The sequence below is a fragment of the Burkholderia sp. Z1 genome, from assembly GCF_014893795.1.
GTDB classification, from domain to species: Bacteria; Pseudomonadota; Gammaproteobacteria; order Burkholderiales; family Burkholderiaceae; genus Burkholderia; species Burkholderia theae.
In genome coordinates this window covers 367,749-387,449 of sequence record NZ_JACFYL010000002.1, presented here as the reverse complement: position 1 = coordinate 387,449, position 19,701 = coordinate 367,749, and the positions used below count along the sequence as shown (strand labels likewise).

At 67.2% G+C, this 19,701-nt stretch carries 18 protein-coding genes; 5 read left to right on the top strand and 13 right to left on the bottom strand.

All coding sequences use genetic code 11. The features are described 5' to 3' along the window. Positions 1–4: 4 nt before the first annotated feature. The 6 genes from phnY to phnS are packed head-to-tail and all read right to left on the bottom strand — an operon-like array spanning position 5 to position 6,740. Positions 5–1,459, bottom strand: a complete 1,455-nt coding sequence (gene phnY / locus H3H55_RS18885; protein WP_193099749.1) for a phosphonoacetaldehyde dehydrogenase — start codon at positions 1,457–1,459, stop codon at positions 5–7. Beyond that, positions 1,456–2,766 (bottom strand): phosphonoacetate hydrolase, encoded by a 1,311-nt coding sequence (gene phnA, locus H3H55_RS18880; protein WP_193099748.1) that lies wholly within the window; start codon positions 2,764–2,766, stop codon positions 1,456–1,458. The genes phnY and phnA overlap by 4 nt, the downstream gene beginning before the upstream one ends. Next, positions 2,763–3,623: a 2-aminoethylphosphonate ABC transport system, membrane component PhnV gene (gene phnV, locus H3H55_RS18875; protein ID WP_193099747.1), complete on the bottom strand. Its 861-nt coding sequence runs from the start codon at positions 3,621–3,623 to the stop codon at positions 2,763–2,765. The genes phnA and phnV overlap by 4 nt, the downstream gene beginning before the upstream one ends. Then, entirely contained in the window at positions 3,613–4,533 is a 921-nt protein-coding gene (gene phnU / locus H3H55_RS18870) for a 2-aminoethylphosphonate ABC transporter permease subunit (RefSeq protein WP_129515816.1), read from the bottom strand. Before phnU ends, phnV begins: the two co-directional genes overlap by 11 nt. Continuing rightward, complete coding sequence (gene phnT, locus H3H55_RS18865) at positions 4,511–5,614, bottom strand: 2-aminoethylphosphonate ABC transport system ATP-binding subunit PhnT (RefSeq protein WP_129515817.1); 1,104 nt, start codon at positions 5,612–5,614, stop codon at positions 4,511–4,513. The genes phnU and phnT overlap by 23 nt, the downstream gene beginning before the upstream one ends. A 34-nt stretch (positions 5,615–5,648) precedes the next feature. Continuing rightward, on the bottom strand, positions 5,649–6,740 hold the full coding sequence (gene phnS, locus H3H55_RS18860; protein ID WP_193099746.1) for a 2-aminoethylphosphonate ABC transporter substrate-binding protein: 1,092 nt from the start codon (positions 6,738–6,740) through the stop codon (positions 5,649–5,651). Positions 6,741–6,997: 257 nt separating this feature from the next. Between phnS and H3H55_RS18855 the strand changes: the two genes are divergently transcribed. After that, a complete protein-coding gene (locus H3H55_RS18855) occupies positions 6,998–8,107 on the top strand; it encodes a 2-aminoethylphosphonate--pyruvate transaminase (protein WP_193099745.1) in 1,110 nt (369 codons plus the stop codon). 99 nt (positions 8,108–8,206) lie between these two features. Here the strand turns inward: H3H55_RS18855 and H3H55_RS18850 are convergent, their stop codons facing one another. From H3H55_RS18850 to aroQ, 3 genes are read right to left on the bottom strand one after another with little or no spacing between them, the layout of a single operon-like run. After that, positions 8,207–9,550, bottom strand: a complete 1,344-nt coding sequence (locus tag H3H55_RS18850; protein ID WP_193099744.1) for an MFS transporter — start codon at positions 9,548–9,550, stop codon at positions 8,207–8,209. Between the two features lie 33 nt (positions 9,551–9,583). Then, the gene (locus H3H55_RS18845; RefSeq protein WP_193099743.1) at positions 9,584–10,438 is read right to left on the bottom strand and encodes a shikimate dehydrogenase; all 855 of its coding nucleotides are present in this window, start codon (positions 10,436–10,438) and stop codon (positions 9,584–9,586) included. Next, a complete protein-coding gene (gene aroQ, locus H3H55_RS18840) occupies positions 10,435–10,890 on the bottom strand; it encodes a type II 3-dehydroquinate dehydratase (RefSeq protein ID WP_059528374.1) in 456 nt (151 codons plus the stop codon). The genes H3H55_RS18845 and aroQ overlap by 4 nt, the downstream gene beginning before the upstream one ends. A 258-nt stretch (positions 10,891–11,148) precedes the next feature. Between aroQ and H3H55_RS18835 the strand changes: the two genes are divergently transcribed. Together H3H55_RS18835 and H3H55_RS18830 are read left to right on the top strand one after the other, a co-directional pair. Beyond that, on the top strand, positions 11,149–13,041 hold the full coding sequence (locus H3H55_RS18835) for a bifunctional sugar phosphate isomerase/epimerase/4-hydroxyphenylpyruvate dioxygenase family protein (protein ID WP_193099742.1): 1,893 nt from the start codon (positions 11,149–11,151) through the stop codon (positions 13,039–13,041). Positions 13,042–13,343: 302 nt separating this feature from the next. Beyond that, positions 13,344–13,607, top strand: a complete 264-nt coding sequence (locus H3H55_RS18830; RefSeq protein ID WP_193099741.1) for a hypothetical protein — start codon at positions 13,344–13,346, stop codon at positions 13,605–13,607. A 90-nt stretch (positions 13,608–13,697) separates the two neighbouring features. Here H3H55_RS18830 and H3H55_RS18825 read toward each other — a convergent pair whose 3' ends face one another. Then, positions 13,698–14,492, bottom strand: coding sequence for an AraC family transcriptional regulator (locus tag H3H55_RS18825; RefSeq protein WP_129515824.1), 795 nt, complete (start codon positions 14,490–14,492; stop codon positions 13,698–13,700). A gap of 624 nt (positions 14,493–15,116) precedes the next feature. Here H3H55_RS18825 and H3H55_RS18820 point away from each other — a divergent pair. Both H3H55_RS18820 and H3H55_RS18815 read left to right on the top strand, forming a co-directional pair. Beyond that, on the top strand, positions 15,117–16,253 hold the full coding sequence (locus H3H55_RS18820) for a branched-chain amino acid ABC transporter substrate-binding protein (RefSeq protein ID WP_129515826.1): 1,137 nt from the start codon (positions 15,117–15,119) through the stop codon (positions 16,251–16,253). 325 nt (positions 16,254–16,578) lie between these two features. Next, on the top strand, positions 16,579–17,889 hold the full coding sequence (locus H3H55_RS18815) for an MFS transporter (RefSeq protein WP_193099740.1): 1,311 nt from the start codon (positions 16,579–16,581) through the stop codon (positions 17,887–17,889). Between the two features lie 96 nt (positions 17,890–17,985). Here H3H55_RS18815 and H3H55_RS18810 read toward each other — a convergent pair whose 3' ends face one another. From H3H55_RS18810 to H3H55_RS18800, 3 genes are all read right to left on the bottom strand, one after another. Then, entirely contained in the window at positions 17,986–18,423 is a 438-nt protein-coding gene (locus tag H3H55_RS18810) for a DoxX family protein (RefSeq protein WP_048245828.1), read from the bottom strand. 194 nt (positions 18,424–18,617) lie between these two features. Beyond that, a complete protein-coding gene (locus tag H3H55_RS18805) occupies positions 18,618–19,073 on the bottom strand; it encodes an RbsD/FucU family protein (RefSeq protein WP_193099739.1) in 456 nt (151 codons plus the stop codon). 79 nt (positions 19,074–19,152) lie between these two features. Continuing rightward, positions 19,153–19,545, bottom strand: coding sequence for a nuclear transport factor 2 family protein (locus H3H55_RS18800; protein WP_048245830.1), 393 nt, complete (start codon positions 19,543–19,545; stop codon positions 19,153–19,155). Positions 19,546–19,701 lie beyond the last annotated feature (156 nt).

Sequence of the window (19,701 nt, the reverse complement as noted above, 5' to 3'; positions counted from 1 at the left end):
CCGTTTACTCCCAAGGCAGCGAAAACGTCTTCAGGTTCGTGAAGCTCTTCATCGCCTCCTGAACGCCTTCCTTGTAACCGAGGCCCGAATCCTTGATCCCGCCGAACGGCGACAATTCGATCCGGTATCCGGGCACCTCCCACACATTCACGGTGCCGACGTTCAGCTCGTTCACGAACCGCACGACCGCCGCCGTGCTGTCAGTACAGACACCCGACGACAACCCGAACGCCGTCCCGTTGCTGATCCGGATCGCGTCGTCGATCGTGTCGAACGTCATCACGGGCGACACGGGGCCGAAGGTCTCCTCGCGCACGATCGTCATCGACGGGTCGACGTTGTCGAGCACGGTAGGCGCATACAGCGCGCCACGCCGCACATTGCCGGTCAGCAGGCGTGCGCCCTGCGCGACCGCTTCTCCGACCCGCGCCTCGAACAGCCGCGCCGCCGCCTCGTCGATCACTGTGCCCATTTCGTTCGCGGGATCGAACGGATCGCCGTACTTCCACGCGCGGGTCTTCTCGACGAGCAACTCGGTGAATGCGGGCGCGATCGAGCGCTGCACCAGCATCCGCTTGACGGCCGTGCAGCGCTGGCCCGAATTCCGGTACGAGCCCAGCACCGCCAGCGACGTCGCGCGATCGAGGTCGGCATCTTCGAGCACGATCAGCGGATCGTTGCCGCCCAGTTCCAGCACGATGCGCCGGTAGCCGGCCCGCGCGGCAATCGCTTTGCCGATCGCCACGCCACCGGTAAATGTAATCAGCGACGCATGCGGATGCGTGACGAGTTCGTCCGCGATCTCGCCCGGATCGCCGGTCAGTACCTGCAGCATCGGCTCCGGCAGCCCGGCCTCGTAAAGCAGGTCGGCCAGATAGAACGCCGACAGCGGCACCTTCTCGGACGGCTTCACGATCACGCGGTTGTTGGTCGCGATCGCCGGCGCGATCTTGTGCGCCACCTGGTTCATCGGATGATTGAACGGCGTAATCGCAACGATCACGCCGTCGAGCGGCTGACGCTGCGAGAACACGCGCCGCGCCTTGCCGTGGGGCGTCAGGTCGCACGAGAAACTCTGCGCATCGTCGCGCAACGCCTCGATCGCCGCGAACTTCAATACATCCGCCACGCGACCGATCTCGTAGCGGGAATCCTGCTTCGACAGCCCCGATTCGAGCGTGATCAGGTCGGACGCTTCCTCGGTGCGCTCGCGCAGCAGCGCGGCCGCGCGCTCGAGGATCTGCGAACGCTCGTAGCGCGTGAGCGTCGGCCGGTAGGCCATCGCGTAATCGAACGCGGCGCGTACGTCGTCGACGCTCGCGAGCGGCGCGGTGCCGACCCGCGTGCCCGTATAAGGATCGTCGATGTCGAAGGTGCGCTCGCGCGTCGCGCGCGTGCCGCACCAGCGCAACGCCTCGGCACGAAACTCGGGGTGGTCTTGCCGGGGATGAGCCATCATGTCGCGATCCGGTTCAGCACGAAATCGAACACGTCGAAGTTACGCGGGCGACGCGCGGGATCGTCCTGCTCGATACGGCGATTGAACAGCAGCGGCACTTCCTGCTCCGACACGCCGCCATGCGAACGCAGCGGCACCGTGAGCCCCGACAGATCGTGTTCCCGCTCGCGCGTGCCGAGCGTCATGTCGCGACGGCCGATCACGACGAGGTCGCCAATCCGGTCGGCCGGCAATTCGAAGCGTGCGGCGGCTTCCGCGTTGTCGAGCACGAGTTCGACGCCGTCGAGGCCGCCGACGCGCCACATCGCCTCGGCCCGGTCGACGCCCGGCGCCAGGTAGAGGGTTGCAAACGAGCCGAGCGCGCCGTGGTGCACGACGTACGGATCGGTGATCGGCAGGATCACGCGTGCAGACTGCGCGCCGTACCAGCCGTCGAACGCATCCTGCAGATAGATCACGTTCGGCCGGCCCGTCGCGGGGTCGTGCTTCGCGTTCATCCCGTGATCGGCCGTGAGCCCGATCGCCCAGCCGAGCGCGTCGAGCTGCGCGAGGTAGCCGTCCATCATCGCGTAGAACGCGTTCGCGCCGGCACTGCCGGGCTCGCACTTGTGCTGCACGTAGTCGGTGGTCGACAGGTACATCAGGTCGACCTGACGTGTCTGCGCGAGCCGCACGCCGGCCGCGAACACGAATTCGGACAACGCCGCGCTATAGACGTCCGGCGACGGCAGGCCGACCCAGTCGAGCACGTCGACGATGCCGTTTTCCGCGAGATTCGCCTGCGCGGCCTTCTCGGCGGAAAAGCAGACGCCGTTCAGTTGCCAGCCGAGCAGCCGGCGCAGCTTGTCCTTCGCCGTCACGACGGCCACCTTCGCGCCGGCGTCGGACGCCGCCGCGAGCAGCGTGCCGGCCCGCAGATAGGCCGGGTCGTTCATCATGACTTCGGCGCCGCGCCCGCCGTCGGCGGCCGCGTCCCAGAAGTAGTTGCCGCAGATCCCGTGGACCGACGGCGGCACGCCGCAGACGATCGACAGGTTGTTCGGGTTGGTGAAGGTCGGCACGACGCAATCGGCGCGCCACGCCGTGCCTTCCGCGATCATCCGGCCGATGAACGGCGCGACGCCCGCTTCCACCGCACGTTCGAGATACGCGTACTCGCAGCCGTCGACGCAGACGACGACGGTCGGCTCGACCGGCAGCCGGTAGCGCCGGCCGTTGACGTCGACCGAGCGTCCCGCGAGATCCGTCGAGACCTTGCCCGGTGCGGGGTGCTCGCCGGGCAGCCGCATGGCGAACGCGGCGTTCATGATGCCACCCGCTTGCCGCGCGGCACACGCGCGGCGATCAGCAGCAGCGCGGCGAGCGACGCGCCGAGCATCAGCAGCGACAGCGCCGACGCCGGCAGGTAATAACCGCGCTCCACCTGGCCGATCACGACGATCGGCACGGTCGCGAAGCCGGGCGGATAAACCGTCAGCGTCGCGCCGAGCTCGCCGAGCGACAGCGCGAAACCGAGCGCGAGGCTCGCACGCAGCGCCGGCACGAGCTGCGGCAGCAGCACGCGGCGCAGCACCATCGCGGGCGGCGCACCGAGGCTGGCCGCGGCTTCGCGCAGCACGGTCAGTTCCGGACGCAGCGCGGCGGCCGCGCAGCGATAGCAGAACGGCAGAATCAGCGCGAGCTGCACGAACACGACGATCGCCGCGGAGCTCGACAGGTCGATCGGCTTCTGGTGATACGCGATCAGCACCGCGAGCCCGAGCACGACACTCGGCACGCCGTTCGGCACCATCACGAGCGCATCGACGACCGCGCCGAGGCCGCGCCGGTCGCGCCCTTCGAGCGCGAGCGCGAGCCACAGCCCGAGGATCGTGCCGACCGCCGACACGCCGAAGCCGATTTCGAGGCTCGTCAGCAGCGCGTCGTATTCCGGCGACCCGAGCCGCTCGAACCAGCGCAGGCTGTAGCCGGCCGGCAAGATCGTGCCCGACCATTGCGTCGACACGCTCGACAGCGCGACGACGACGACGGGCAGCACGAACAGCCAGAAACACGCGAACGCGGCCAGCGCGAGCGCGATGCGCGACGCATGCTTGAGCAGCGTGTCGCTCCAGCCGATCTGGTGGCGCGGCACGGCCGGCCCGATACGGAATTCAGCGGACATCGTTCCCTCCCGTCGCACGCCGGTTCACCCGGCGATAAACCGTATAGAGCGCCAGCGACAGTGCCAGCATCACGACCGCGCCGGCCGATGCGGTCGGCAGATCGAGATCGACGGTCGCGCTGCTGTAGATCGCGACCGGCAGCGTCACGAGCCGCGCGCTGCCGAGCACGAGCAGAATCCCGAACTCGTTCAGCGTCAGCAGGAAACACAGCACGGTGCCGGCAGCGATGCCCGGCCACGCGATCGGCAGCACGACGCGGCGCGCGAGCATCCAGCCGGGCGCGCCGAGACTGCGCGCGGCTTCGATCAGGCGCAGGTCGAGCGTCGCGAACGACGCGAGCGTCGGCCGCACGACGAACGGCGTATAGAACACCGTCTGCGCGAGAATCACGCCGCCGATCCCGAACAGGAAATCGAGCGGCGGATTCTCGAGATGGAACAGGTGCTGCAGCGCGATGCTGATCGACCCTTGCGAGCCGTACAGGAAGATCAGCGTGAACGCGACGAGGAACGACGGAAACGCGACGTACAGTTCCAGGAAGCGCGTGACGAGCGACGCGCCCGGAAACGGCCTGAAGAACAGCAGCGCGGCCAGCAGCACGCCCAGCACCGATGCGGTGCCGGCGCTCGCGAACAGCACGCCGAGCGTCGTCAGCAGCACGTTGCGCGTGTCGGGGTTGCCGAAGAAGGTCCGGTACGCGTCAAAACTCAGCCCGTGATCGCCCGACACGCTCAGCAGCACGAGCCGCACCAGCGGATAGACGACGAGCGGGCCCAGCACGACGATCGCGAGCGCGACCAGGTGCAGGTCGCCCATGCGCTTGCGGCGCCGCGCGACGGCCGCGTGCGCGGCGGCCGACGCGAGCACGTGCGGCGGCAGGCCGGCTTCAGGGCTCGATAAGGACGACATCGTCTGCCTCGTAATGCAGGGAAACACGCGCACCGCGCTCGGGGGCCGCGCCGCGGCCGCGTTGCATCGTGACGCGCACGGGTTCGTCGGGCGCCGCGTCGATCACGACTGCAATCGACAGGTCCGCGCCCTGCCATTCGACGGACGACACGGTGCCGTGCAGGCCGCCCGCCGCGGGCGGCATCACGGTCAGGCGCTCGGGGCGCACGCATGCGACCTTGCCACGCACTTCGTGACGCGGATCGCCGAGCGGGAAGATCACATGCGGCGGCAGCAGGTTCGCCGGGCCGAGATAGCGTGCGACGTAGCCGTCCTGCGGCGCGTCGTACAACTGCTGCGGCGTGCCGAGCTGCGCGATGTGGCCGTCGCGCATCAGCAGCGCACGGTCGGACAGCACGAGCGCGTCGTCGCGGTCGTGCGTCACGCAGACGACGGTCAGGTTCGGCAGGCGCTCGTGCAGTGCCTTCAGTTCGCTGCGCACCGACGCGCGCAGGTTGGCGTCGAGCGCCGACAGCGGCTCGTCGAGCAGCAGCACGTCCGGCTCGATCACGAGCGCGCGGGCCAGCGCCACGCGCTGCTGCATCCCGCCCGACAGTTGCGCGGGCAGGTGATGGCCCGCATCGCCGAGCTGCACGAGCTTCAGCGCGTCGGCGACGCGGCGCGTCACTTCCGACGACGCCATGCCGCGCGCGCGCAGCCCGAATGCGACGTTCTCGAACACCGACAGGTGCGGGAACAGCGCGTAATTCTGGAACAGTAGACCGAGATTGCGCTTGTGCGGCGGCGCATAGGTCAGGTCACGCCCGGCAACGGTCAGCGTGCCGGTCAGGCCGTCGGCCTTCACGAACCCGGCGATGAAGCGCAGCAGCGTGGTCTTGCCGCAGCCGCTCTTGCCGAGCACGGTCAGAAATTCGCCGGCGCCGATCGACAGCGACAGATCTTCCAGCACCGTGCGTGCGCCGTAGCGCACGCTCAGGTGTTCGATCTGCACGCCGCCCGGCGCGCCGGACCGCAGCGTCGCGTGCGGTTCGGCGGCGCCGAATGCGCCGGGATGGGTCAGGGTGGTTTCCACCGGGTTCATCCTCTTGCTCACTAATACAGGCGGCGTGCGCCGATCACTTCGGCTTGACGACGTCGAGCTGCTTGCCCGAGCTGCCGATCACGTCCTTCTTCCAGCGCTCGATCCACACCGGCTTCTTCGCCATGACTTGGGTCCAGTCGACCGGGATCAGCTTCACGCCCGCGATCGCCTTCTTGACCGCCTCGCCGTTCTTGCCCGTCAGCGGCACGTCGGTGCGGCCCGGGATGCCGAACATGTCCGGCACCTTCGACTGCACGTCCGTCGACATCAGGTAGTCGATCAGCTTCTTGCCGACGTCCTGGTTCGGGCCGCTCTTGATCAGGCCGATGCCGTACGGGAGCTGGAACGTGGTCGGCTGGTCGCCGTCCTTCGCGGACAGGAAGATCGGCTTGACGGACAGCGCGCCGTGTTCGGCGTCGTCGAGGTCCATCTGCAGGTCGCCGTTCGCGACGCTGATCTCGTTACGCGACAGCAGCACGTTCAGGTAACCCGTGCCCTTCGTATGGAACTTCACGCTCTGCGACAGCTTCGCGAGGTAGTCGAACGCCTTGTCCTCGCCCATCAGCGACGTCGTCAGGATCAGCACGGCCATCCCGTCGCCGGCGGTCGCCGGGTTCGAGTACGCGACCTTGCCGGCGTAGGCCGGCGACAGCAGGTCGCCGAACGTCTTCGGCTGGTTCTTCACGACGTCCGGGTTGATCGCGAACGAGAAGTAGTTGTTCACGAACGTCGCCCACGTGCCGTCCTCGGCCTTCGCGATGGCCGGCACGTTCTTGTAGTTCACGCTCTGGTACGGCTGCAGCAGACCCATCTGGCCGGCTTGCTGAATGAACGGCGGCAGCGTGACGATCACGTCGGCCTTCGGGGAATTCTTCTCGATGTTCGCGCGGTTGACGACCTCGCCGCTGCCTGCCGTCACGATGTTGACCTTGACGCCTTCCTTCTTCTCGAAGGCCGGCAGCACATCGCGGTACAGGTTCTCGAGACCGTCCGCCGTATACAGCACGACCGCGTTTGCCGCATGCGCCGGCATCGCGGCACCTTGCAGCAGACCGGCGGCGCAGGCGGCCAGCGCGAGCTTGCGGAACGCGCCGGCAGCGGCGCGCGAGGAATTCTGCAGTGTCATCTCACTTCTCCGTAGGCGGAACACCAAATGGCCGGGGGCACGATCCCGGTCCTTTTATCTCCGGGCAGGCCGATCAACGGCCCGCCTCGCTGCCGCGCTGAGCGTGGTTTCGCGCGGCAACCGAAGGATCACAGCGTTCGATGACAAAGCCGTGACGAATACCACAATTTCCAAAAAATGACACATTTTGCCACTATCATGCAAGTCATTCAGAAATGCCGCCCGGTGTTTTGTTCGACTTCCGCTGGAGAAAAACCATGTCCGACCCGATCCTGCTTACGCCCGGCCCGCTCACCACGTCCGCCACAACCCGCCTCGCAATGCAACATGACTGGGGGTCGTGGGACGCCGCTTTCAACCACTTGACGGCCAGCGTCTGCGCGGACCTCGTCGCCATCGCGCACGGCGGCGACGAGTACGTGTGCGTACCGATGCAGGGCAGCGGCACGTTCTCGGTCGAGGCCGCGCTCGGCACGCTGGTGCCGCGCGACGGCGTCGTGCTCGTGCCCGACAACGGCGCGTATTGCGCGCGCATCCTGAAGATCCTCGGCCGACTCGGCATCGACGCGATCGCGTTGCCGTTCGGCGAGGACACGGCCGTCGACGCGGCAGCGGTCGAAGCCGCGTTCGCCCGCGAGCCGCGCATCACGCACGTCGCACTCGTGCACCTGGAAACAAGCGCCGGGATCCTGAACCCGCTGGATGCGATCGCGGCCGCGTGCCGGCGCCACGGCAAGCGGCTGATCGTCGACGCGATGAGTTCGTTCGGCGCGCTGCCGATCGCGCTGGCCGGCACCGGCATCGCTGCGCTGATCTCGGCGAGCGGCAAATGCCTCGAAGGTGTGCCGGGGATGGGGTTCACGATCGTACGGCGCGACGCGCTCGACGCAAGCGAGGGCAACTCGCGGTCACTCGCGCTCGATCTCTACGATCAGTACGCGTACCTGCGCAAGACGGGCCAATGGCGCTTCACACCGCCGACGCACGTGATCGCCGCGCTGCGCGCCGCGCTCGACCAGTATCTCGCCGAAGGCGGCCAGCCCGCGCGCGGCGCGCGCTATCTGGACAACTGCCGGACGCTGGTCGAATCGATGCGCGCGCTCGGCTTCGCGCCGTTCCTCGACGCGAGCGTGCAGGCGCCGGTGATCGTCACGTTCCACGCGCCCGATCATCCGGCCTACGATTTCCGCCGCTTCTACGACGCGGTGCGCGACGCGGGTTTCATCCTGTATCCGGGCAAGCTCACGCAGCTCGAGACGTTCCGCGTCGGCTGCATCGGCGCGATCGATGCCGACGATATCCGGCGCGCGGTGGCGGCGATCGCGCAGGCGGTCGAATCGCTCGGCATCGCCGTGCAGCGCGCGTAACGCGCACGCAAACCGGCACTCCGGCCGGTGCACCAACAAAAAAGCCCGGCGGCCAACCGGCCGCCGGGCGAACGCACGAAATGTGCGTGGAGCCGGTGCTTACAGCTCGATCCGCTTGATGTCGCCGACGACGAAGATGTACGACAGCGCACCGACCAGCGCGATCACGCCGATGAACACGAGCGCGCCGACGAACGACCCGGTCGACGCGACGATGAAGCCGACGACGAGCGGCGTGACGATCCCCGCGAGGTTCGCCGCGAAGTTGAAGATGCCGCCGGTCACGCCGAGCAGGCCGTCCGGCGCGATGTCCGACACGAGCGTCCAGCCGAGCGCGGCCATCCCCTGCGCGAAGAATGCGACCGACATGATTGCGATCACGGCCTCGTTGCTCTTCACGTAGTTCGCGAGAATGATCGTCGATGCGAGCAGCAGGCCCGCGATGATCGGCAGCTTGCGCGCGAGGTTCGCGGATTTGCCGCGACGCAGCAGCCAGTCGGAGAAGATCCCACCGAACATCACGCCGACCGACGCGGCGATGAACGGCATCACCGCGAAGAAGCCGATCTTCAGCCAGCCCATGTGGCGCTCGGTCGCGAGGTAGGTCGGGAACCAGGTCAGGAAGAACACGAGCGTCGAGTTGCCGGCGAACTGGCCGAGGCAGATGCCCGCGAGCTGGCGCTTCTTCAGCAACTGGCCGGCCATCGCCCAGCTGAATTTCTTCTGCTCGCCCTTGCCGCCTTTGTCGCCGTCCTTGCGCGCACCGTGCACGAGACCGCCGCCCGCCTCGATATACGCCAGCTCTTCCGAGTTGGCGCCCGGATGGTTGCGCGGCTCGTGATAGAACTTCCACCAGACCAGGCCGAACGCGATACCGATCGTGCCGACGACCCAGAACAGCGAGCGCCAGCCGAACGCGCCCATCAGCGCGAACAGCACGGGGCTGAAGAACGCAAGGCCGATGTACTCGCCGACGGTATAGGTGCCGGTCGCCATCGCGCGCTCGTTCTGCGGGAACCAGGTCGCGACGACGCGGCTGTTGGTCGGGAAGCACGGCGCCTCCGTCACGCCAAGGCCGAGCCGGCATGCGAACAGCGTCGCGATGCCCGGCACGAAGCCCTGCAGGAACGTGCACAGCGACCACAGCGTCATCGACCAGTAATAGGTGACCTTGCTGCCGAAGCGGTCGAGGAACAGGCCGCCGGGCACCTGCATCGCGACGTACGTCCACGAGAACGCGGAGAACATGATGCCCATCACGGCCGCGTTGATGCCGAGCTCCTTGGTGAGCTGCGGCGCAGCCACTCCCAGCACGGTGCGGTCGAGATAGTTGATCATCGTGCCGATCGCGAGCAGCGCGAGAATCTTGTAGCGCGCCGAAGTGCGCCGGACCGTGCCGGCGGCGGGCGCCGACGCGGCGCTCGTGTGGGTGGTGTGCTGCATGGTCGTCTCCTGGTCTCTCTTTATGGAATGGGATCAGCGCGCGACGAGCGACTGAAAGTGATCGAACATCCGCTCGGCGTCGGGCGTGCGTCCGGTGAAGATCTCGAACGCGTCGACGGCCTGGTACACCGCCATCCCGCCGCCCGGCAACGTGGCGCAGCCGGCCGCGCGCGCGGCATGGATCAGTTCGGTTTCGAGCGGGAAATACACGATGTCGGCCACCCACATGCCCGCGTGGAGCAGTTCGGCCGGCAGCGGCAGGCCCGGGTGCTTGACCATGCCGGTCGGCGTCGCGTGGATCAGGCCCGTCGCGGCCTGCATCGCGGCCGCGAGATCGCCGCCCTGCACGACCCGTGCCGCGGGGAAACGCTGCTGGAGTTCGGCCGCGAGCGCGGTGGCACGCGTGCCGTCGACATCGAAAATCGTCAGTTCGGCCGCGCCCATCTGCAGCGCCGCATGGGCAACGGCCGCGCCCGCGCCGCCCGCGCCGAGCTGGACGACATGCTCGAGCGACGCGCCGGGCAACCCGCGACGGAACGATTTCGCGAAGCCCGACCAGTCGGTGTTGTGGCCAATCCGCTTGCCGTCCTTGAACAGCACGGTGTTCACCGCACCGAGCGCGCGGGCATCGTCCGACAGTTCGTCGAGGTGTTCGATCACGCGCTGCTTGCACGGGTGCGTGATGTTGAGCCCGGAGTAGCCCATCCGCTGCGCGGCATCGAGCAACTGCGGCAGCGCATCGACGGTCACGCCGAGCGCGTCGAGATCGAGGCGCCGATAGACATAGCCGAAGCCCTGGCGAAATCCTTCTTCCTCGTGCATCGCGGGCGACAGCGAACCGCCGATGCCCTGGCCGATCAGGCCGATCAGAAACGACGGGCGGCTCATCGCGCGGCTCCCTGCGCAAACAGGGTCGACAGACGCTGCAGCGCGAACACGTAGCCTTCGGTGCCGCAGCCGCAGATCACGGCTTCGGCGACCGCCGACACATAGGAATGGTGGCGAAACGCCTCGCGGCGATGCACGTTCGAGATATGCACTTCGATCACCGGCTTCGCGATCGCGGACAGCGCATCGGCCAGCGCCACCGACGTATGCGTATAGGCGGCCGGGTTGATCACGATGCCGTGCGTGTCGTGACGCGCGGCATGCAGCCAGTCGATCAACTGGTGCTCGGCGTTCGACTGGCGGAAATCGATCTCCAGCCCAAGCCCTTCGGCGGCCGTGCGGCAGCGCTGCTCGACGTCGGCGAGCGTTTCCGCGCCATAGATATGCGGCTCGCGCGTGCCCAGCAGATTGAGGTTCGGGCCGTTCAGCACCAGCACCTTGTGCTTGCTCATGGTGTTTCTGCTCCTAAAACGGGGGCGAATCGCTAGTCGATTTCGCCCCCTGACGTCAAGATTTGGCGCTAGTGTGCGCTTGCGCAAGCGCAATGTCTTTTCGGGTTTTCGCTAATTTGTACCACCTAGTTAGTTTGTATAATCCGTCTCACTCACCCAGTAAATTCGGGATATGGCGCGCGCCCGGAATTCAACGACTGGTTCATTCAGGGCCGGTTCGACCGACGCCATGCCCCGCTCATCCGCAGGATTCGCCCCATGAAGCGCTCGATCGCCACCGTGTCACTGTCCGGCACGCTCGCCGAGAAACTCGCCGCCATCCAGGCCGCGGGTTTCGACGGCGTCGAAATCTTCGAAAACGACCTCGTCTACTTCGACGGATCCCCGGCCGACGTCCGGCGCATGGCCGCCGATCTCGGTCTCGACATCGTGCTGTTCCAGCCGTTTCGCGACTTCGAGGGCGTGAGCGCGGCCCAGCTCGCACGCAACCTCGATCGCATCAAGCGCAAGTTCGACGTGATGCACGCGCTCGGCACCGACCGCATCCTCGTCTGCAGCAACGTGTCGGCCGACACGATCGCGGACGACGGGCTGCTGGTCGACCAGCTCGGCGCGCTCGCGGAAGCCGCGCGGCAGGCCGGCGTGGTCGCCGCGTACGAAGCGCTCGCGTGGGGCCGCGTCGTGAACCGGTACGGCCATGCGTGGAAGCTCGTGAATGCCGTGAACAGCCCGCATCTCGGCCTTGCGCTCGACAGCTTCCACACGCTGTCGCTCGACGATTCGCCGGACGCGATCGCCGACATTCCCGGCGACCGGATCGCGTTCGTGCAGATCGCCGACGCGCCGAAGCTCGCGATGGACGTGCTGGAATGGAGCCGCCACTACCGCTCGTTCCCGGGCCAGGGCGACTTCGACCTCGCGCGCTTCACCGCGCGCGTGATCGAGTCGGGTTACACGGGGCCGCTGTCGCTCGAGATCTTCAACGACGGTTTCCGCGCGGCGCCGACCGCGATCACGGCCGCCGACGGTCATCGCTCGCTGCTCTACCTGGAAGACCTGACGCGCGAGCGGCTCGCGCAGGAGGGCCGTGCGCCGGCCGCCGGCCAGCCGCTTTTCGCGCCGCCGGCGCCGCCCGCACACGTCGGGTTCCAGTTCATCGAATTCGCGGTCGACGCCCACGCGGCGGCGACCGTCGGCGAATGGCTCGGCAGGATGCGCTTCCGGCTCGCCGGCCGGCATCGCTCGAAAGACGTGACGCTGTTCCAGCACGGCGCGGCGTCGATCGTGCTGAACGCGGAGCGCGACTCGTTCGCCGACGCGTTCTTCCAGCAGCACGGGCTGTCGCTGTGTGCGTCGGCGTTCCGCGTCGACGATGCGAAAGTGGCGTTCGAACGCGCGGCCGGCTTCGGCTACGTGCCGTTCTCCGGGCGTGTCGGGCCGAACGAGCGCGTGCTGCCGGGCGTGCAGGCGCCGGACGGCAGCCTCGAGTATTTCGTCGACGAAACGCCGAACGCGCCGACGCTGTATGAATCGGATTTCGTGCTGACCGACATCGACGGCCCGAGCGAAGTCGGCCCGCTGACGGGCATCGACCACGTGTGCCTCGCGCTGCCGGCCGACGCGCTCGACACGTGGATCCTGTTCTTCAAGACGGCATTCGGCTTCGAGGCCGAGCGCAGCTGGCTCGTGCCCGACCCGTACGGGCTGATGCGCAGCCGCGCGGTGCGCAGCGCCGACGGTTCGGTGCGGATCGCGCTGAACGCGTCGGTCGACCGTCACACGGCCGTCGCCGAATCGCTCGACCGTTACCACGGCACGGGGCTGAACCACGTCGCGTTCCGCACCGACGACATCGTGAAGACGATCGCCGCGTTCGCGGCCGACGGCGTGCCGTTCCTGCGCATTCCGGCCAACTACTACGACGATCTCGCCGCGCGCTACGCGCTGTCGGACGAACTGATCGACACGCTGAGCGCGCATCACCTGCTTTATGACCGCGACGAGCACGGCGGCGAATTCCTGCACGCGTATACGGAACTGGTCGACAACCGCTTCTCGCTCGAGATCGTCGAGCGGCGCGGTGGATACGACGGCTACGGCGCGACGAACGCGGCCGTGCGGCTGGCCGCGCAGGCGCAGCGCAGGAAATAAGGGAAGGACGCGAAGCGGGAGGTTGGGGGCGGGATCACATGGCGGCCCGAAGTTCGACGCTCGCGGCCGGCTCAAAGGGCCACACCAGACGCGCACCATCGTGGTGAATCGAGCGGCTGCGAACCAGCCCGCGCGGCTGCCCGCGATCGGGCCGGGAGCCGCGCTCCGTATGACGTTACATACGGTAACCCGTACCGCAGCGCAGCATCCCGTCGCCGGCTACGGTTTTAAGAATCGCTTAAGTCTTCGTGGGCACCATCCGCAACCAGTACCCGATGGTTATCTCGAAAAGGAGGAAAGCGATGAGCGCCGTAGAAGCACCCGCGGGCCGCCAGGCCGCGCCCCCTGTAAAGAAGACGATGCTGCGCCGCCTGCTCAGTCATCATGAAATCGCGACACTGCTGGTGCTGCTGCATGCACCGATCGGCGCGAACGCCAAACCCGAACTGCCTGCGCTGCAGGAAGCCGGCCTCATCGAGATGGTCAAGCTCGACCCCGATACGGCACCGAGCTTCCGCTTGACCGAAAACGGCACGGCCGTCCTGAAAGGGCTCGGCTACCGCTGAGCCGCCGCTGTTCCCAGCTGTTCCACCACTTTCCCGCCGTTTTAAGCCCCACCCCGTTCATGCGCCGCGTCGGCTTCGCCGGCCGGCATCTCACCCCGCCCGCTCCTGCAGCATCAACCGGTATTCCGTCGGCGTCACGCCGACCGTCGCCTTGAACTGGCGCGTGAACGCGCTGTGATCCGTATAACCGCATAGCGCCGCGACGTCGGTCACCTTGTCGTGCGTGATCAGCAACGCGGTGGCCGCATCGAGCCGCGTCTTCAGCAGCACCTGGCGCGGCGTCAGGTGAAACACCTTGTGGAAGTAGCGTTCGAGCTGCGCGACCGACATCCCGGCCATCTGCGCGAGCTGCTTCAGGTTCAGCGGCTGCACGTAGTGATCCTGGATGTGCTGGACCACGTCGGCGAGCCTGCTGTACGCCGGGTGCGATCCCTCGTGCGCCTTCAGGTCGCGCGAGATGCCCGCGAGGCCGACCACCTTGCCCGCGGCGTCGCGCAGCGGCTCCTTGCAGGTCAGGCACCAGCCCGGCAGGCGACCCGGATACAGGTGCAGCTCGAGCTGGTCCATCAGCTGCTGGCCGGCATTGATCGTCGCCATGTCCTGCTCGAAATAGCTGCGGCCGAAACGGCGCGGAAACACTTCGTCGGTCGTCTTGCCGAGCAGGTCGCGCTTGTCCTTGTAGCCGCAACGCATCGCCAGCGTGCGATTGACGAGCGCGTAGCGGCCGTTCGCATCCTTCACGAAGAACGCGACGTCGGGCAGCGCATCGAACACCGGTTCGAGCAGGCGGAAGTGCGCGAGCATCGCGCCGAGATCGGCGTTGTCGGGCTGGTAGCGCAACGTGTCGGACAGGCTCATGGGCGGTACGGCAAGCAAGGTCGTCATCCCGGCAACCGCGTAGCGAGTGGCAGATGGCGTCGATTATAGGAGCGCCCCGTCAAACGCGTCGCGCCGATCGCGGGGCAGGCAAGCGTGCGGTGGCCGGCCGCATCGCGTTTGCCGATCGGCCGGCATCGGCCGGTGAAATACGTTGTGTGCGCAACCACTTCGATGCGCGTGCGCGGCCGGCAGTGATTCCGCTTCCGCCGCTGCCGGCGTACCGCGCCGACGCGCCGGCAACGCGCACCCGAATCCGTCATCCTAAAAATGCCGACGTACCGCGTCTTGGCGCGTTTGCGCATTCGGCGTGACGATTTCGGCATATATCAGGGTTATCGACGATATGCCGATATCGTCGCCGGCCGCGCACCGAACGCGCAAGACGCGCGCATTTTCGCTATCTAGACTTCGCTTCACGGTGACGAGACGACATCACGCCGCTGCCGCAATCGGCGCGCACGGCCCGCCGCACCAGCCAGCGCGCACGCCGATTCCGGCACAGCCCGGGCTGCACGCGGCGAGCACGCACGGCCTTCGCATCGGCCTGCCGACCGAACCGTCTCGCCCGGTTTACCGGCGCCGGCCCGCAAGCCGGCGGCGGCCCAACCACGCCATCAAGGGGAAGTGAAAGTGAAGCTGAAGGTATCGCACGTCGCGCTGGCCGCTGCCTGCGCACTGTCGGGCGCGCACGCCATCGCCGCCGACGTCGTCAAGATCGGTTTCGCCGCACCGCTGACCGGCCCGCAATCGAACTACGGCACGGACATGCAGAAGGGCGTGCAACTCGCGATCGCCGACTTCAACGCGACGCGTCCGACGATCGGCGGCAAGCCCGTCACGTTCCAGCTCGACTCGCAGGACGACCAGGCCGACCCGCGCACGGGCACGACCGTCGCGCAGCGACTGATCGACGACAACGTCCGCGGGGTCATCGGCCACTTCAACTCGGGCACCAGCATTCCGGCGTCCGACCTGTACGATCGCGCGGGGCTGCCGCAGATCTCGATGGCGACGTCGCCGCAATACACGGCGCGCGGCTACAAGACGACTTACCGGCTCCTGACGAGCGACGCGCAAGCGGGCCGCATCGTCGGCACGTACGCGGTGAAGACGCTGCGCTTCAAGCGCATCGCGATCATCGACGACCGCACGGCCTACGGCCAGGGCATCGCCGATGAATTCGCGAAGGCTGTCGAGGCAGCGGGCGGCACGATCGTCAAGCGCGACTTCACGAACGACAAGGCGCTCGACTTCTCCGCGATCCTGACCAACCTGAAGGGCGTCAATCCGGACGCGATCTTCTACGGCGGCGGCGACGCGCAATCGTCGCCGATGATCCGCAAGATGCGCCAGCTCGGGATGAAGTCGGCATTCGTGACGGGCGAGATGTCGCGCTCGCCGACGTTCCTGAAGGTCGGCGGCGAAGCGGCCGAAGGCGCGATCGTCTACATGGGCGGGCTGCCGAAGGAAAAGATGCCGGGCTTCGCCGGCTACGCGGCACGCTACAAGGCGCGCTTCAACGAAGACGTGATCACGTACTCGCCGTACTCGTATGACGGCACGATCGCGCTGCTCACCGCGATGAAGGACGCGAACTCGACCGACCCGAAGGTCTATACGCCGTATCTCGGCAAGGTGTCGATCAAGGGCGTGTCGGCCCCCAGCATCGCATACGACACGAAGGGCGACCTGAAGGATGCACCGGTGACGATCTACAAGGTCGAGCACGGCGCGTTCAAGCCGGTCGATACGATCGCCGGCAACTGATCCGACTCGTACACGAGACCCTGCTCCGCGCGGCGCGCAAGCGGCTTACCGGCCGCCCGCGCCGCGCGCGCTTCAGCTTCATGGTCCGAAGCGTTTCTCGGCGCGCACCCGCGCTCGCGCATTTCGCGCTCCTGTAGAATCCTCCCACCCGCTTTGACGCTTCGTCTCCGCCGCGCCCCATCCCGGTGCGGCGGTGCGTGTTTCGTGCTCCATCCGGCACCCGACACGCTTCGACGATGCAAGCCGCGCCTTGTCAGTCCATGCCGATAGCGGGCCCTGGAGACGCAGCACCGACAACAACATTCGAAAACCGATCGTCCTGACCATGCAAGCTTCCGAATTGAGCGGCGTGCCTCGCGCCGCCGAACGCGCGCTCACGCGCGGCGACTATAAAACCCTTGGCCTTGCCGCACTCGGCGGCGCCCTCGAGTTCTACGACTTCATCATCTTCGTGTTCTTCGCGCCGGCGATAGGACAGCTGTTCTTCCCGCACGACATTCCCGACTGGCTGCGCCAGTTGCAGACGTTCGGCATCTTCGCGGCCGGCTATCTCGCGCGCCCGCTCGGCGGCGTGATCATGGCGCACTTCGGCGACCTGTTCGGTCGCAAGCGGATGTTCACGCTGAGCGTGCTGATGATGTCCGTGCCGACGCTGTTGATGGGCCTGCTGCCGACCTACGACTCGATCGGCATCCTCGCGCCGGTGTTGCTGCTGCTGTTCCGCGTGCTGCAGGGCGCGGCGGTCGGCGGCGAAGTGCCGGGCGCGTGGGTGTTCGTGTCCGAGCATGTGCCGTCGCGCCACATCGGTTATGCGTGCGGCACGCTGACCGCGGGCCTCACGGCCGGCATCCTGCTCGGCTCGCTCGTCGCAGCGGGCATCAACAGCCGCTACTCGGCCGCCGAAGTCGGTGCGTTCGCATGGCGCATCCCGTTCCTGCTCGGCGGCCTGTTCGGGCTGTTTTCGGTGTACCTGCGCCGCTGGCTGCATGAAACGCCGGTGTTCGCCGAGATGAAGGCGAAGAAGGCGCTCGCGGCCGAGATTCCGCTGAAGGCCGTGCTGCGCGACCACGGCCGCGCGGTGATCGTGTCGATGCTGCTCACGTGGATGCTGTCGGCCGCGATCGTCGTCGTGATCCTGATGACGCCCGCGCTGCTGCAGAAGCAGTTCCACCTGACGCCCGCGACCACGCTGTTCGCGAACAGCGTCGCGACGCTGTGCCTGACGGCCGGCTGCATCACCGCCGGTTCGCTCGCGGGCTGGATCGGCGCGAAGCGCGTGCTCGGCATCGGCGGCATCGGGCTGGCCGCGTGCTACTACCTGCTGTTCGTGCAGGTCGCGGCCGACGCGTCGACGCTGCCGCTCTACTACGGGATCGCAGGCTTCATGGTCGGCACGATCGGCGCGGTGCCGTTCGTGATGGTCAAGAGCTTCCCGGCCGTCGTGCGCTTCTCGGGCATCTCGTTCTCGTACAACGTCGCGTATGCGATCTTCGGCGGCCTCACGCCGGTGATCGTGTCGCTGATGATGAAATCGAATCCGCTCGCACCGGTCGTGTACGTCGCGGTAATCTGCGTGCTCGGCGCGATCGCCGTGCAGTTCGCGAAGGATGCGAAGGACGTGAAGGGCACGCACTGAACGCCGGCGCGCGCCGCGCCCGTTCCATGAACAAAGGGCCGAATCCCGCGGGATTCGGCCCTTTCTTTTTGCTTCAGCGCAACGGCGTGCGTGCGATCAGCGCAGGCCGCCGTATGACGAACTCGGCCGGCGCAGGCCGTCGATGCTCGCGCCGCCGGCGCCGGTGACGAACAGCAGCAGGAAACCGCCGGCGATCGCGATGTTCTTCCAGAAGTGGATCACCATGTCGTGCTGGACCGCGGCGTCGGTTGCGTCCCAGAAATTGTGCCCGACCATCGCGGTCGCGACCGTATAGAACGCCATCAGCAGCGCGAGCGGCTTCACCTTGTAGCCGACGATCAGCAGCAGGCCGCCGAGCCCTTCGATCGCGACGACGATCGGCCCGATGACCTGCGGATACGGCACGTTCAGCCCGTGCAGGTAACCGACGAAATCGCTGTAGCCGAGCAGCTTCATCACGCCGCCCCACAAGAACAACGCCGCCAGCGCCAGGCGTGCGAAAAAAATGACGCCGGAATCGACGGAACGCGTCATGCCTCTCTCCTCGTATGCAATTCAGCCGGCCGCACGGGGCGCGCCCGGGCGGCTCGGGGCCGCACGGCTCTGCGGGGCCCGCGGCAAATCGGTCAGCATAGAGGGTCTTTCGGCCGTGCCCAAGAAAAAGGTTGTAGCAAATCTTTACACGGCGGCGACCACGCAGCCCGCGGGCGGCGGCACGGAAAATACGCTTAGCCCGCGTCGCTCAACAGCACGCCCTTCTTGAAGATGAAACAGCCGTAGCCGCGCAGCTCGCCGGTGACGATCACCGCGTACGCCTGCTGCGCGCGCTCATAGAACGCGAAACGCTCGATGCCGGTGAGCGGCACCGCACGCCCTTCCGCGCGGTCGATCTCGGCCTGCACCTCGCGCTGCACGGGCGGCACCGCGGCCGCATCGCCGACGACTTCCATCCGCCAGGCAGGCGTGTCGACGAACGTATCGAGCGGCAGCACCGACAGCACCGCACGCGCGACGCGCGCCGAATCGGCGCCGTCGATCCGCAGCGCGCGGCCGACCACCGTGTGCTCCGCGACGGATTCCGCCGGGAAATTCGCGTCGCAGATCGCGATTTCGTCACCGTGGCCCATCGCGCGCAGCGTGTGCAGGATGTCGGCGTGCAGCAGCGGGTCGAGATTTTTCAGCATGTCGGGTGGTCTCCGGGATCAGGAACAAACCGCGTAACGTTACCTGATCCCGGTGGCCGTTGTGCATCCTTCGCTCGGGTCACGACGCCGCGGCCGGCATCTCGTCGATGAAACCCGTGACCGACTTCAGGCGGCCCGACGCGTCGACGGTGCCGAAGTCCGAGCCCTTCACGATCGCCGCGCCGTCGGGGGACACGAGTGCCCACGAGAACCGCAGGTGCTGGCCGAACGCATCGACGTCGGTCGTGCGGCGGAAGCGGAATGCCGGGAATCGCTCCTGCACGGCCGCGATCATCGTGTCGATGCCCGCATGGCCGTCGCCGGCCATCAGCGGATCGCGATAGGCCGCGTCGCTCGCGTAGGTCGCATCGATCAGCGCGCGGCGGCGTGCGACGTCGGGTTCGTTCCATGCGTCGAAGTAGCGGTCGATCAGGTCGGTGTGAACGGACGGGACGGATTGGGCGGTGTTCATGCGAGGCTCCTTGTATCGATGAGGGGACGATGTCGCGGATGTTTCGGGTCCGCGTGCCGCTATCGTCGCCGGCCTCGGGTGGGCGGTCGATTACGTACGAGGTAAGGAAATCGCGCCGGCCGCGTCGAGTACGCACGCCAGCCGTTCGATCTGCCG